9 protein-coding genes are annotated in these 13,673 nt (G+C 71.3%); 6 read left to right on the plus strand and 3 right to left on the minus strand.

Annotated features, from left to right (window positions below; all coding sequences use genetic code 11):
- Positions 1-205: 205 nt before the first annotated feature.
- Entirely contained in the window at positions 206-1,321 is a 1,116-nt protein-coding gene (locus tag ACZ514_RS12120) for a LacI family DNA-binding transcriptional regulator (protein ID WP_468164108.1), read from the minus strand.
- A 362-nt stretch (positions 1,322-1,683) separates the two neighbouring features.
- Between ACZ514_RS12120 and hisC the strand changes: the two genes are divergently transcribed.
- Complete coding sequence (gene hisC / locus ACZ514_RS12125) at positions 1,684-2,763, plus strand: histidinol-phosphate transaminase (protein WP_468164110.1); 1,080 nt, start codon at positions 1,684-1,686, stop codon at positions 2,761-2,763.
- A gap of 55 nt (positions 2,764-2,818) precedes the next feature.
- Here hisC and ACZ514_RS12130 read toward each other — a convergent pair whose 3' ends face one another.
- Entirely contained in the window at positions 2,819-3,187 is a 369-nt protein-coding gene (locus ACZ514_RS12130) for a cyclophilin-like fold protein (protein ID WP_468164112.1), read from the minus strand.
- Positions 3,188-3,387: 200 nt separating this feature from the next.
- Here ACZ514_RS12130 and ACZ514_RS12135 point away from each other — a divergent pair, with 200 nt between their 5' ends.
- Genes ACZ514_RS12135 through ACZ514_RS12150 form a run of 4 tightly spaced genes read left to right on the plus strand, consistent with a single transcriptional unit; the run spans position 3,388 to position 11,399 of the window.
- Positions 3,388-4,893 (plus strand): cytochrome ubiquinol oxidase subunit I, encoded by a 1,506-nt coding sequence (locus tag ACZ514_RS12135; protein WP_468164114.1) that lies wholly within the window; start codon positions 3,388-3,390, stop codon positions 4,891-4,893.
- A gap of 18 nt (positions 4,894-4,911) precedes the next feature.
- A complete protein-coding gene (gene cydB / locus ACZ514_RS12140) occupies positions 4,912-5,913 on the plus strand; it encodes a cytochrome d ubiquinol oxidase subunit II (protein WP_468164116.1) in 1,002 nt (333 codons plus the stop codon).
- 46 nt (positions 5,914-5,959) lie between these two features.
- Positions 5,960-9,625 carry a thiol reductant ABC exporter subunit CydD gene (gene cydD / locus ACZ514_RS12145; protein WP_469124641.1) on the plus strand — a complete coding sequence of 1,222 codons (3,666 nt, stop codon included), beginning with the start codon at positions 5,960-5,962 and terminating at the stop codon, positions 9,623-9,625.
- Between the two features lie 37 nt (positions 9,626-9,662).
- Positions 9,663-11,399: a GAF domain-containing sensor histidine kinase gene (locus ACZ514_RS12150; RefSeq protein WP_468164120.1), complete on the plus strand. Its 1,737-nt coding sequence runs from the start codon at positions 9,663-9,665 to the stop codon at positions 11,397-11,399.
- Positions 11,400-11,632: 233 nt separating this feature from the next.
- On the opposite strand, the gene ACZ514_RS12155 is transcribed toward ACZ514_RS12150, so the two are convergent.
- A complete protein-coding gene (locus tag ACZ514_RS12155) occupies positions 11,633-12,514 on the minus strand; it encodes a Cof-type HAD-IIB family hydrolase (RefSeq protein ID WP_468164122.1) in 882 nt (293 codons plus the stop codon).
- Between the two features lie 211 nt (positions 12,515-12,725).
- On the opposite strand from ACZ514_RS12155, the gene ACZ514_RS12160 reads away from it, so the two are divergent.
- Complete coding sequence (locus ACZ514_RS12160) at positions 12,726-13,628, plus strand: LLM class flavin-dependent oxidoreductase (RefSeq protein WP_468164124.1); 903 nt, start codon at positions 12,726-12,728, stop codon at positions 13,626-13,628.
- Positions 13,629-13,673: the final 45 nt, after the last annotated feature.

A 13,673-nucleotide genomic window follows, 5' to 3' on the forward strand; every position in this document is an offset into this window, starting at 1 on the left:
TGCCGTACACCTGCGGACCCCCTCACCTCCTGGGCGGAGGGTCCGTGATGTCGTGCGCCCATCATAGGAATGCGGCTCGCGCTCTGTGACGCACCAGGGGTGGTGAATCCTGGCCGGAGCCGTTCCTTCCTGCCCTTTTCTCCCGATTTCAGTGTTGTTGAAATCCTCGGCGGTGCCGTCGGCCCCGGGTATGAGGGTGCGGAGATCAGTCCTGGGCCGGTGTGCGCGGCGGGCTGACGGTCGTCCGGGGCGTCCTGCGCTGGGAGGACGTGCGGATGATCAGCTCGGTGGGCACGACCTGTTCGACGGGGCGTCCGGTGTCCACTCCCTCGATCGCGTCGATCAGCAGCTGTACGACGGCGGTTCCGATGCGGCGGGGCTTGAGGGAGAGCGTGGTGATGGGAGGTTCGGTGTTGGCGTAGACGGTGGATTCGCTGCAGCAGACGAGGAGCAGGTCTTCGGGGACCCGCAGCCCGTAGCGCCGGGCGGCGGCGAGCAGGTCGGTGCCGTTGGGGTCGAAGAGCCCGTACACGGCGTCCGGCCGGTCGGGGCGGGCGAGGAGCCGGTCGGCGGCGACGGCGCCGGCGCACGGGTCGTGGGCGGGATAGGACTCGTAGACGGGGTCCTGGCCGACGCGTTCGCACCAGTTGAGGTAGGCGGTCGTGGAGAGCCGGGTGTAGGTGTCGGTGGTGGTTCCGGTCAGCAGCCCGATGCGGCGGGCGCCCGCGGCGGCGAGGTGGTCGAGGAGGCCCAGTACGGCGGCCTCGTGGTCGTTGTCCACCCAGGCGGTGACGGGGAGGGTGCCCGCCGGCCTGCCGTCGGAGACCACCGGCAGGCCCTGGCGGACCAGCTCGCTGACGACCGGGTCGTGGTCGGAGGGGTCGATGACGACGGTGCCGTCGAGGGCCACGTTGGACCAGACGTCGTGTCGTGAGGTGGCGGGCAGGATGACGAGGGCGTAGCCGCGGGCGAGCGCGGCGGAGGTCGCGGCCCGCGCCATCTCGGCGAAGTAGGCGAATTCGGTGAAGGTGAAAGGTTCATCCCCGTACGTGGTCACGGTCAGGCCGATGAGGCCCGACTTGCCGGTACGGAGGGTGCGGGCCGCGGCGGAGGGGCGGTACCCCAGCCGGTCGGCGACTTCGCGGACGTGGCGGCGGGTGGCGTCCGGCAGCCTCCCCTTGCCATTGAGCGCGTCGGAGACGGTTGTGATGGACACGCCCGCCGCGGCGGCCACGTCCCTGATTCCGGCCCGGCTCTGTCGGCCGCCGGCCCGCCGGGTGGTCTCGGTCCGGCTCACCTGATGCTTCCCTGCTGCTGTCATGGCGAGCCGATAGTAGGGCTCGGGGGCCAGGGTGGTTCAGGTGCATATGCACGCGTTGACAGGCACGATTCTGCATGGTTCGCCACCCCCAATGACCTTGGAATTGAAGGGTTCTGGCGCTCGGAACTGAGGGTGAGGCTTGTGGGCGGGTACGAGCATGCCAAAACGGAGCCGTCCCGGGCCGCTCTCAACTCACCTGCACGAGGGACGCGCGCCACGGCGCAGGCCACCGGCGCACGCATATATGCGCGCGCTCCCCCTGCGTTCCTGGCGCCCGCCATTCTCGGATCGGCGGAATCCTCATAAGGTGAGCAGTATTGAGTCGACGGAGACGTCGACGGGACGGTCGAGGAGGACCTGCGGTGAGCGAGAAGAGCCCGAAGCTGCGCGCCGAGCTGGACGGCATCCCCACCTACAAGCCGGGCAAGCCCGCGGCCGCGGGCGGGGCCGTCGCGTTCAAGCTGTCCTCGAACGAGAACCCGTACCCGCCGCTCCCCGGGGTCCTGGAGACCGCGGTCGCGGCGGCCGGCCGGTTCAACCGCTACCCCGACATGGCGTGCACGGGCCTCGTGAACGAGCTGGCGGAGCGCTTCGGGGTGCCGGTCGAGCACATCGCCACGGGCACCGGCTCGGTGGGCGTGGCCCAGTCGCTGATCCAGTCGACGGCGGGCCCGGGTGACGAGGTCATCTACGCCTGGCGGTCCTTCGAGGCGTACCCGATCATCACGCAGATCTCCGGCGCGAAGTCGGTGCAGGTGCCGCTGACCGAGGGGGACGTCCACGACCTCGACGCGATGGCTGCCGCGATCACCGACCGGACCCGTCTGATCTTCGTGTGCAATCCCAACAACCCCACCGGCACCGCCGTGCGCCGCGCCGAGCTGGAGCGGTTCCTGGACCGGGTGCCGTCGGACGTCCTGGTGGTGCTGGACGAGGCGTACCGGGAGTTCGTGCGCGACACGGACGTTCCGGACGGCATCGAGCTCTACCGCGACCGCCCGAACGTGGCCGTGCTGCGGACCTTCTCCAAGGCGTACGGGCTGGCCGGCCTGCGCGTCGGCTTCGCGGTGGCGCACGAGCCGGTGGCCGCGGCGCTGCGGAAGACGGCGGTTCCCTTCGGCGTCAGCCAGCTCGCCCAGGACGCGGCGGTCGCGTCGCTGCGGGCCGAGGACGAGCTGATGGGCCGGGTCGGGACGCTGGTGTGCGAGCGCAACCGGGTGCACGAGACGCTGCTGGCGCAGGGCTGGACGGTTCCGGACACCCAGGCGAACTTCGTGTGGATGCGGCTGGGGGAGCGGACCGCCGACTTCGCCGCGGCCTGCGAGAAGGCCGGTGTGGTGGTCCGGCCCTTCGCGGGCGAGGGCCTGCGGGTCACGATCGGTGAGACCGAGGCGAACGACCTCTTCCTCCAGACCGCGGAGGCGTTCTTCAAGGAGCTGTAGCCGGGGCCGGTCCCGGGAGCCGGGGCCGACACCGTCGTGCGCGCGGGGACCGTCGTCAGACGAGTTCCACGCGGACGGGGTCGCCGTCGCGGATGGTGGCCAGGAGGCGGGGGTCGCCGTCGAACGAGCCGAGCACGTTGCAGGGGCTCGCCAGGCGGCTCTCGCCCCCGCGCGAGATGGGCGTGGGGCCGTAGGGCAGGGCGAGCGCGTCGCCCTCGGTCCAGAAGGCGACCGTGCCCGGTTCGACGACCTGCCGGGCGTCCTCCTCCAGGGCCACGGAGACCCCGGTGTCGAAGTAGACCTCCTCGCCCCAGGTGTGGGCCGAGGCGGAGATCGGCAGGGCCGCGGCCAGCGCCTTGCTGGTCGGGGTGTCGTCGAGGGTCGCGGTGAGCAGGCCCGCGGGCCAGGAGATTCGAATCTGCATGGCCACATTCAACAATCTGTTGAATTTCTTGGCTAGTGGCCGATAAGGGGACCCCGGCTGATTCCGGCCGGAGGTGGTGCGTCATAATGCTTGTGAATGTGAACGCGTTCACAAGCGTGTCCTGCTTCCTCCCTGTATGGGAGGGAACCCGCCAGGCAGACTGCCCGCTGTGACCACGGCGACGACAAGGAGAAGACGACGTGGACCTAGCTTTGGCGCCTGAGACATTGGCTCGCTGGCAGTTCGGCATCACCACCGTCTACCACTTCCTCTTCGTGCCGCTCACGATCTCGCTCGCCGCGCTGACCGCCGGCTTGCAGACCGCGTGGGTCCGGACGGAGAAGGAGAAGTACCTCAGGGCCACCAAGTTCTGGGGCAAGCTTTTCTTGATCAATATCGCGATGGGTGTCGTCACCGGCATCGTCCAGGAGTTCCAGTTCGGCATGAACTGGTCCGACTACTCGCGGTTCGTGGGGGACGTCTTCGGCGCCCCGCTGGCGTTCGAGGCCTTGATCGCCTTCTTCTTCGAATCGACCTTCATCGGCCTGTGGATCTTCGGCTGGGACAAGCTGCCGAAGAAGATCCACCTGGCCTGCATCTGGATGGTCTCCCTCGGCACCGTCCTGTCCGCCTACTTCATCCTGGCGGCCAACTCCTGGATGCAGCACCCGGTCGGGTACCGCCTCAACGGGGAGCGGGGCCGGGCCGAGCTCACCGACTTCTGGGCGGTCCTCACCCAGGACACGGCGCTCACCCAGTTCTTCCACACCATCACGGCCGCGTTCCTCGTCGGCGGCGCGTTCATGGTCGGCATCGCCGCCTTCCACCTCGCGCGCAAGAAGCACGTCCCGGTGATGCGCAGCTCGCTGCGGCTCGGCCTGGTCGTCATGATCATCGCTGGTATGGGCACCGCGATCAGCGGTGACCTGCTGGCCAAGGTGATGTTCAAGCAGCAGCCGATGAAGATGGCCGCCGCCGAGGCCCTCTGGGACGGCGAAGCGCCGGCTCCCTTCTCGGTGTTCGCCTACGGAGACGTGGAGAAGGGCCACAACAAGGTGGCCGTCGAAATCCCCGGCGTGCTGTCCTTCCTCGCCAACGGCGACTTCAGCTCCTTCGTCCCGGGCATCAACGACGTCAACAAGGCCGAGCAGGAGAAGTTCGGCCCCGGCGACTACCGCCCCAACATTCCCGTTGCGTACTGGGGCTTCCGCTGGATGATCGGCTTCGGCATGGCCTCGCTCGGGATCGGCATGCTCGGTCTGTGGCTGACCCGCAAGCGGTTCCTGCTGCCGCCGGCGCTGCGCACCGGTGAGGACGAGGTCCCCCGTCTGGTCCTCTTCAAGAAGCCGCTCGGTCCCCGGTTCTCCCGGCTGTACTGGATCGCCGCGCTCTGGACCATGCTCTTCCCGCTGATCGCCAACTCCTGGGGCTGGATCTTCACCGAGATGGGCCGCCAGCCCTGGGTGGTCTACGGAGTGCTGCGCACCAGGGACGCGGTCTCGCCGAACGTCTCACAGGGCGAGGTGCTCACGTCGATGATCGGCTTCACGCTGCTCTACGCGGTGCTCGCCGTGATCGAGGTCCGGCTCCTCGTGAAGTACGTCAAGGCCGGACCGCCCGAGCTGACCGAGGCCGACCTCAACCCGCCCACCCGGATCGGCGGGGACGACAAGAACCCCGACCGGCCGATGGCCTTCTCGTACTGAGGCTGAGGAGACCACACCATGGAACTTCACGACGTCTGGTTCGTACTGATCGCCGTCCTGTGGACCGGCTACTTCTTCCTGGAAGGCTTCGACTTCGGCATCGGTGTCCTGACCAAGCTCCTCGCCCGGGACCGCACGGAGAAGCGGGTCCTCATCAACACGATCGGCCCCGTCTGGGACGGGAACGAGGTCTGGCTGCTCACTGCGGGCGGTGCCACCTTCGCCGCCTTCCCGGAGTGGTACGCGACCCTCTTCTCCGGCTTCTACCTGCCGCTGCTGCTCATCCTGGGCTGTCTCATCGTCCGGGGTGTCGCCTTCGAGTACCGCCACAAGCGGTCCGAGGAGCGGTGGCAGGCCAACTGGGAGAACGCGATCTTCTGGACCTCGCTGATCCCCGCCTTCCTGTGGGGCGTGGCCTTCGCCAACATCGCGCGGGGCGTGAAGATCGACGGGGACATGGAGTACGTCGGGAACGTCCTCGACCTGCTCAACGTCTACTCGGTCCTCGGCGGCCTGGTCACCCTCTCCCTGTTCACCTTCCACGGCGCCGTCTTCGCCGCCCTGAAGACCGTCGGGGACATCCGCGGTCGCGCCCGGGCGTTGGCGACCCGGCTGGGCGGGGTGACGGCGGTGCTGGCCCTGGTCTTCCTCATCTGGACACAGGCCTCGCGCGGCGACGTATGGAGCCTGGTCGCGATGGCCGTCGCCGTACTCGCGCTGGTCGCGGCCCTCGGGTTCAACCTGGCGGGCCGGGAGGGCTGGGCGTTCGCCCTGTCCGGGATCACGATCGCGGCAGCCGTCGCGATGCTCTTCCTGACACTGTTCCCGAACGTCATGCCGTCCTCGCTGAACGATGCCTGGAACCTCACGGTCACCAACGCCTCGTCCACCCCGTACACCCTGAAGATCATGACCTGGTGCGCCGCCGTGGCCACGCCCCTGGTCCTGCTCTACCAGGGCTGGACGTACTGGGTGTTCCGCAAGCGGATCGGCACGCAGCACATCGTCGACGCGCACTGAGCGCCGCGCGTCACTCCTGCCCGACCCTGCCGAGGGGATGTTTCACGTGAAACCGATCGACCCGCGCCTGCTCCGGTACGCCCGTTCCACCCGGCTCTTCCTGGGAGCGGTGGTGGCTCTCGGCCTGGCCGGGGCGGGGCTGGTCGTCGGTCAGGCGATGCTCATCGCCGAGATCGTGGTCGGAGCCTTCGAACAGGGACTCGACGGTGCCGCGCTCCGGACGCCACTGCTGCTGCTCGCGGCGGTGGCGCTCGGGCGCGGGCTCGTCGCCTGGCTGACGGAGCTGGCAGCGCACCGGGCGAGCGCGGCCGTGAAGTCCGAGCTGCGGGGCCGACTGCTGGACCGGGCCACCGGACTGGGGCCCGGCTGGCTCAGCGGGCAGCGCACGGGATCCCTGGTGTCCCTGGCCACCCGCGGCGTGGACGCCCTCGACGACTACTTCTCCCGCTACCTGCCGCAGCTGGGGCTCGCCGTGGTCGTCCCGGTGGCGGTCCTCGCCCGGATCGTCACCGAGGACTGGGTATCGGCGGCCATCATCGTGGTCACCCTGCCGCTGATCCCGCTGTTCATGATCCTCATCGGTATGGCCACCCAGAGCCGGATGGACCGCCAGTGGCGCCTGCTGTCCCGGCTGTCGGGACACTTCCTCGATGTGGTGGCCGGCCTCCCGACATTGAAGGTGTTCGGACGGGCCAAGGCGCAGGCGGAGTCGATCCGCAAGATCACCGACGACTACCGCCAGGCCACGATGCGTACCCTGCGCATCGCCTTCCTCTCCTCCTTCGCACTGGAACTGCTCGCCACGCTGTCGGTGGCACTGGTCGCGGTGACCATCGGCATGCGGCTCGTCCACGGGGAACTGGACCTGTACACCGGACTGGTCATCCTGATCCTGGCGCCGGAGGCCTATCTGCCGCTGCGGCAGGTCGGGGCGCAGTACCACGCGGCCGCCGAGGGGCTGGCCGCCGCGGAAGAGATCTTCCAGGTCCTGGAGACCCCCGCCCCGGCACCGGGCGGCGGCGCCGACGTGCCGGTCACCGGACTGCGGATCTCGCTCGACGGGGTCGAGGTCCGGTACGAGGGACGCGGCGCCAGTTCGCCCGGACCCGTCTCGCTCGTCGTCGGACCCGGCGAGTGCGTGGCCCTCACCGGGCCGAGCGGAGCGGGCAAGTCCACACTGCTGAACGTCCTGCTGGGCTTCGTCACGCCGACGGCCGGGCGGGTGCGCGTCGGGGACGCGGACCTGGCGGAACTCTCCCTCGGCCAGTGGCGGGAACGGATTGCGTGGGTGCCGCAGCGGCCGCACCTGTTCGCGGGCAGCATCGCCGAGAACGTACGCCTGGCCCGGCCCGGGGCCACCGACGAAGCGGTGGAGACGGCGCTGCGCGATGCCGGGGCGTGGGAGTTCGTCTCAGTCCTGCCAGCCGGGGCGCGGACCCTGCTCGGAGAGGGCGGGACCGGGCTGTCCGCCGGGCAGCGCCAGCGCCTCGCCCTGGCCCGGGCGTTCCTCGCGGACCGGCCGGTGCTGCTGCTCGACGAACCGACCGCGGCCTTGGACGGCGAGACCGAAGCCGCCGTCGTGGAGGCCGTACGCCGACTCGCGGCCGGGCGGACCGTGCTGCTCGTGGTGCACCGGCCGGCGCTGCTGGCGGTGGCGGACCGGGTGGTGGCGGTGGGCGAGGGCGCCCCGGGCAGGCCGGCCGCGCCTTCCGGCACCGAGGTGGAGACGGCCGGGGGTGCTGCCGCGGACTCGGCCTCGCACTTGGACGCGGACGCGGACTCGGACTCGGCCTCGGACGCGGGCGCCGGCGGCGGCGCGGCCCGGGACGACGCGGACGGCCCGGCTTCGCGCGGGGCGGCGGTGAACTCCGGTCCCGGGAAGTGGATCCTCGGAGCCGCAGCCGAAGGGACCGAGGGCGGCCGGACCGGCGGGAATGCCGGCGGTACCGGCTCCGGCGGCGACCCGCTGCGGCGGGTGCGGGCCGTGGCCGCGGCCTGGCAGGGCCGGTTCCGGCTGGGACTGCTCCTCGGGGCGCTGGCCGTGGGGAGCAGCGTCGGGCTGATGGCCGTCTCCGGGTGGCTGATCTCCAGGGCCTCCGAGCAGCCGCCGGTGCTGTACCTGATGGTGGCCGTCACGGCGACGCGGGCCTTCGGCATCGGGCGGGCCGTCTTCCGCTACGCCGAGCGGCTCGTGTCGCACGACGCCGTCCTGCGGATGCTCGCCGACCTGAGGGTCTCGGTGTACCGGCGGCTGGAGCGGATCGCCCCCGCCGGACTGCGCGAGCAGCGGCGCGGGGACCTGCTGTCGCGGCTGGTGGCCGATGCCGACGCGCTCCAGGACTACTGGCTGCGCTGGCTCCTCCCCGTCGGCACCGCGGTGCTCGTGGGCACCGGGTCGGTGGCGTTCACCGCCTGGATGCTGCCGGAGGCGGGGGCCGTGCTCGCGGCGGGACTGCTCGCGGCCGGGGTCGGGGTGCCGCTGGTCAGCGGGGCCTGCGCGCGGCGTGCCGAGCGGCGGCTGGCGCCCGCTCGCGGCGAACTCGCCACCCGGGTCACGGACCTGCTGACCGGCACCGCCGAACTGACCGTGGCGGGGGCGTTGTCCGGCCGGATGGAGCGGGCGCGGGAGAGCGACGGCGTGCTGACGCGGATCGCCTCGCGCGGGGCCGCGGCCACCGGGCTCGGCAGCGGGCTGTCCGCCCTGGTGTGCGGGCTCACCGTGGTGTGCGCCGCGCTCGCCGGTGCGGAGGCGGTCGCGGACGGCAGGCTGTCCGGGGTGGCCATGGCGGTGGTGGTGCTGACCCCGCTCGCCGCCTTCGAGGCCGTCACCGGGCTGCCGCTGGCCGTCCAGTACCGCCAGCGGGTACGGCGCAGTGCCGAGCGGGTGTACGAGGTCATCGACGCTCCGCTGCCCGTCGCGGAGCCGGCCGAGCCCGGTGCGCTGCCGGCCTCACCGTTCCCGCTGAGGCTGACCGGGCTCTCCGCCCGGCACGCCGGGCAGGAGCGGGACGCGCTGCACGGGCTGGACCTGACCCTGGAGGCCGGCCGGCGCATCGCCGTCGTCGGACCGTCGGGTTCGGGCAAGACCACGCTGGCGCAGGTCCTGCTGCGGTTCCTGGACCCGCGCGAAGGTGTGTACACCGTGGGCGCGACGGACGTGCGCGCGCTCGACGGCGACGACGTACGCCGGATGGTCGGCCTGTGCGCGCAGGACGCGCACCTCTTCGACAGCTCGGTGCGCGAGAACCTGCGCCTGGCCCGTACGGACGCGAGCGAGGAGCAGCTGCGCGAGGCGCTCGCCGCGGCGCGGCTGCTGGAGTGGGCCGACGGCCTTCCCGACGGGCTGGACACCCTGGTCGGGGAACACGGGGAGCGGATCTCGGGCGGGCAGCGCCAGCGGCTGGCCCTGGCGCGGGCGCTGCTCGCGGACTTCCCCGTCCTCGTCCTGGACGAGCCGGCCGAGCACCTGGACCTGGCGACGGCGGACGCCCTGACGGCGGATCTGCTGGCGGCCACCGAGGGCCGGACCACCGTGCTGATCACCCACCGGCTCGCCGGACTGACGGCGGTGGACGAGGTACTCGTCCTGGACCGGGGGGAAGTCGTGCAGCGGGGCGGCTACGCCGAGCTGGCGGCGGTCGAGGGGCCGCTGCGGCGCCTCCTGGAGCGGGAACGGGAGGCGGATCGGTCCCTCGCCCGTACCGGGGGCTGACTTTCCCTCCTAAACGGGACTAACTAGGCTCAAGAGCATGTCAGTGCAGGAGTCGCAGGAATCACCGGAATCCGGTGGGGGCGCACCGGATCCCCTGGAGGCCGCCGCCCGGGCCACGCGCAGCCTGCACGGGCTGTCCACCGAGCTGACCGCGCGCGTCCCGCAGCTGCTGGAAGCCATGCGCTCGGTCGGTACCGGCCTCGAACTGCACTCCACCCTCGACCGCATCTGCGAGACGGCCGCCGAACTCGCGGACGCCCGTTACGCGGCGATCGGGGTCGTCGACACGGACGGCCAGGGGCTCTCGGACTTCGTCACCTTCGGTGTCAGCGGTGAGCTGGCAGATCGGATCGGGCACCGCCCGGACGGCAAGGGCGGTCTGCTCGGCGCGCTCATCTCCCATCCCGACACCGTGCTGCTCGCCGATCTGACGAAGGACCCCCGGTCGGCGGGGTTCCCCGCGCACCACCCGCCCATGAAGACCTTCCTCGGCGTCCCGATCCGGGTGCAGGGGGAGATCTTCGGGAACCTCTACCTCGCCGAGAAGAACGGCGGAGTGGAGTTCAACGACTACGACATCCACATGGTCCGGGTGCTGGCCACCGAGGCGGGCATCGCCATCGGCAACGCCCGGCTGTACGAGGCCGCCACCCAGCGCGAACGCTGGATCGACGGCTCGGTGGCCGTCACCACCGCCCTGCTGTCCGGCGGGGACGCGGACGACGCCCTTGCGGTGGTGGCCGAACAGGCCCGCCGTCTGGCCGACTCCGCCGCCGGGATCGTGATGCTGCCTGCCGAGGAGGGCGGCATGGAGATCGTCGCGGTCTCGGCGGACAACCCGGCCACCTCGCTCGGTGTGGTCGTTCCCGCGGAGAGCCCGGTGGTGGAGGAGTTGCTGCGGGGCGAGCCGGTCTTCGTGGAGGACGCCGCCGTCGACCCCCGCACGATCAGTACGCTGACCAGCCCGTACGGGCCCTGCATGATGCTGCCGCTGCACAGTGGCGGACGGGTGCTGGGTGCGCTGGTCACCCCGCGCTCCCGGGGCGAGAGGCCCTTCACCGAGGCGGAGCGGACCCTGGCCACGCAGTTCGCCTCCCAGGCGGCCCTGGCGCTGATGATGGCCGAGGCACAGCGCGACCGGGAGCGGCTCGCGGTGTTCGAGGACCGCGACCGGATCGCCCGGGACCTGCACGATCTCGTCATCCAGCGGCTGTTCGCCACCGGAATGATGCTGGAGGGCGCGCAGCGACGCTCCGTCGTCCCGGAGGTCCGTGACGGGGTGGGCAAGGCCGTGGACGAACTGGACGTGACGATCCAGGAGATCCGCACCGCGATCTTCGCGCTCCAGCAGGGCCCGGCGGAGGCGCCGTCGGGGCTGCGCACCCGCGTGCTGCGGGAGATCAACATGGCGGCCGTGCCGCTGGGCTTCAAGCCCGCGCACCGCTTCGTCGGCCCGGTCGACACGGCCGTCGGCGAACTGGTCGGAAAGAACCTGATCGCCGCCCTGCGCGAGGCCCTGTCGAACGCGTTCCGGCACGCGGACGCCTCCCGGATCGAGGTGCTGGTCGATTCCACCGTCAGCCTGCCCGGGGGCCGGCCCGGGGTACGGCTGGAGGTCGCCGACGACGGCGTGGGCATGCCGGAGGGCGGTCGGCGCAGCGGGCTGCGGAACCTGCGCCGCCGGGCGGAGTCGCTCGGCGGGGCCAGCTGGTACGGGCCGGGCATCGGGGAGGACGGGGGCGGGACCACCCTGGTGTGGGAGACCCCGCTGTGAGCGGGGCGGTCGTGTTGGTGGAGACCGGCCAGGTCGGCCGAGCCGCCCCACGCGACCCGGCCAGGCGGCTTAGGCCGTCTCTTCCGGATCTTGCCTGACCCGCGCTGCCCGGCACCGCACCTCGCCGCGTTGTCGAGGCACCCGAGGACGTCCAGTAATCGGGAGCCGCTCCGCCTTGCGATGCACGGCACCGGACACCGCGGGCTTGACCGGCAAGATCCGAAAGAGACGGCCTAACCGCGTGCCGCGTGTGCGGCCAGGATCCGTTCGATGACGACGGCGACCCCGTCCTCGTTGTTGGCGACTGTACGGCCGGACGCGGCCGCGATCACATCCGGGTGGGCGTTGCCCATCGCGTACGAGGTCCCGGCCCAGCGGAGCATCTCCACGTCGTTCGGCATGTCCCCGAAGGCGACGACCTCGGCGGGAGAGATGCCGCGCTCCGCGCAGCACAGCTCCAGCGTGCTGGCCTTGGAGACGCCGAGCCCGCTGATCTCCAGCAGTGCGGTGGGGCTGGAGCGGGTGATCGAGGCGTAGGCGCCGGCGGCGGACCGGGCCAGGGAGAGGAACTCGTCCGGCGCCAGATCGGCGTGGTGCGCGAGCAGCTTCAGCACCGGCGCCGCACGGTCTTCGGACTCCTCCTGGAGCAGCTTCTCAGCGGTGGCGACGGTGGCCCCCGGGTCCTGGAAGAACGGCGGGTAGGCCGGCTCGTAGTTGATGCCGGTGGTCATCTCGACCGCGAAGGAAGTGCCGGGAGCGGCCTCCCGCAGGGTGGTCACGACCGTACGGGCGGTGGCCCTGGGCAGCGCCCTGACCTGGACGAACTCCCGTCCGGCGTGGAGGTCCACGACGGCGGCGCCGTTCGCGCAGATCGCCAGGCCGTGGCCGTGGACGTGGTCGGCGACCACGTCCATCCAGCGGGCCGGGCGGCCGGTGACGAAGAAGACCTCGATCCCGGCCTCCTCGGCAGCGGCGAGCGCGGCGACCGTGCGGAGCGAGACGGACTTGTCGTCGCGGAGCAGGGTGCCGTCGAGATCGGTGGCGATGAGCCGGGGTACGGGGATTGGCCCGTCCGGGCGCTGGGAAGCCGAGGTCACCGCTCCATCTTCGCCCATGGGCCCCTGCCGCCGGACCATGATCCAGAAGAGAGGTCATTCCCGGCTTCGACGGGTTCCCTGCCCGATGCCGAAGGCGGCTCCGTGCCTGCGCCGACAGATGTTTCACGTGAAACGGTCTCGGGCCGTTGCCGTTCCAGCAGATGTTTCACGTGAAACAGGCGCCCAGGTGGTTGGTGTACGCGCCACGGACCACCGTACGCTCGCAGGCATGACTCTGCGCCTGAGCACTGTGATCCTGCCGGTACGTCCGTGGCACGAGGGAGGCCGTGCCCAGTGGGAGCGGGCCGAGCGCCTCGGGTTCCACACTGCCTACACCTATGACCACCTCAGCTGGCGGACCTTCCGCGACGGCCCCTGGTACGGCGCGGTGCCCACGCTGACCGCTGCCGCCTCCGTCACCGAGCGGATCCGTCTGGGCACCCTGGTCACGTCGCCGAACTTCCGCCACCCCGTCACCCTGGCCAAGGACCTGATGTCGCTGGACGACATCTCGGGCGGGCGCATCACCCTCGGCATCGGCGCGGGCGGCAACGGCTTCGACGCCACCGCGCTGGGACAGGAGGAGTGGAGCCCGCGCGAGCGGGCGGACCGCTTCGCGGAGTTCGTACCGCTCCTCGACCGGCTGCTGACCGAGCAGGCGGTCACGCATCACGGCACCTTCTACTCCGCCCACGAGGCACGCAACATTCCCGGATGCGTCCAGCGCCCGCGCCTGCCGTTCGCCGTAGCGGCCACCGGCCCGCGCGGTGTGAAGCTCGCCGCGAGCCACGGCCAGGCCTGGGTGACCGCCGGCGACCCGAAGGTCTTCGAGGGCACGCCCGAGCAGTCGCTGGAAGCCCTGCGCGTCCAGCACGGGCGTCTTGAGAAGGCCCTGGCGGAGATCGGACGGGACTCGGACTCCATCGAGAAGGTGCTGCTGACCGGCTTCACGCCGGAGCGCGGCACCCTGCTGGAGTCGGTGGACGCGTTCGTCGACTTCGCCGGCCGGCACCGCGAGCTGGGTTTCACCGAGCTGGTCATCCACGCGCCGATCCCGGACTCCGTCTTCGCCGCAGACGAGGCCGTCTTCGAGCGGATCGCCACCGAGGCGCTCGCCCAGCTGGACGGCTGAGGCACCCCATGGCCCGGCCGGGCCCCGTCACGCGACGGGGCCCGG

The organism is Streptomyces sp. NPDC034086 (genome assembly GCF_055575515.1).

Excerpts from the sequence above, each read along its gene's own strand:
- ACZ514_RS12160 (WP_468164124.1), top strand. The coding sequence starts at position 12,726 with ATGACTCTGCGCCTGAGCACTGTGATCCTGCCGGTACGTCCGTGGCAC.
- ACZ514_RS12150 (WP_468164120.1), top strand. The coding sequence starts at position 9,663 with ATGTCAGTGCAGGAGTCGCAGGAATCACCGGAATCCGGTGGGGGCGCA.
- ACZ514_RS12155 (WP_468164122.1), bottom strand. The coding sequence starts at position 12,514 with ATGGGCGAAGATGGAGCGGTGACCTCGGCTTCCCAGCGCCCGGACGGG.
- cydB (WP_468164116.1), top strand. The coding sequence starts at position 4,912 with ATGGAACTTCACGACGTCTGGTTCGTACTGATCGCCGTCCTGTGGACC.
- ACZ514_RS12120 (WP_468164108.1), bottom strand. The coding sequence starts at position 1,321 with ATGACAGCAGCAGGGAAGCATCAGGTGAGCCGGACCGAGACCACCCGG.
- ACZ514_RS12130 (WP_468164112.1), bottom strand. The coding sequence starts at position 3,187 with ATGCAGATTCGAATCTCCTGGCCCGCGGGCCTGCTCACCGCGACCCTC.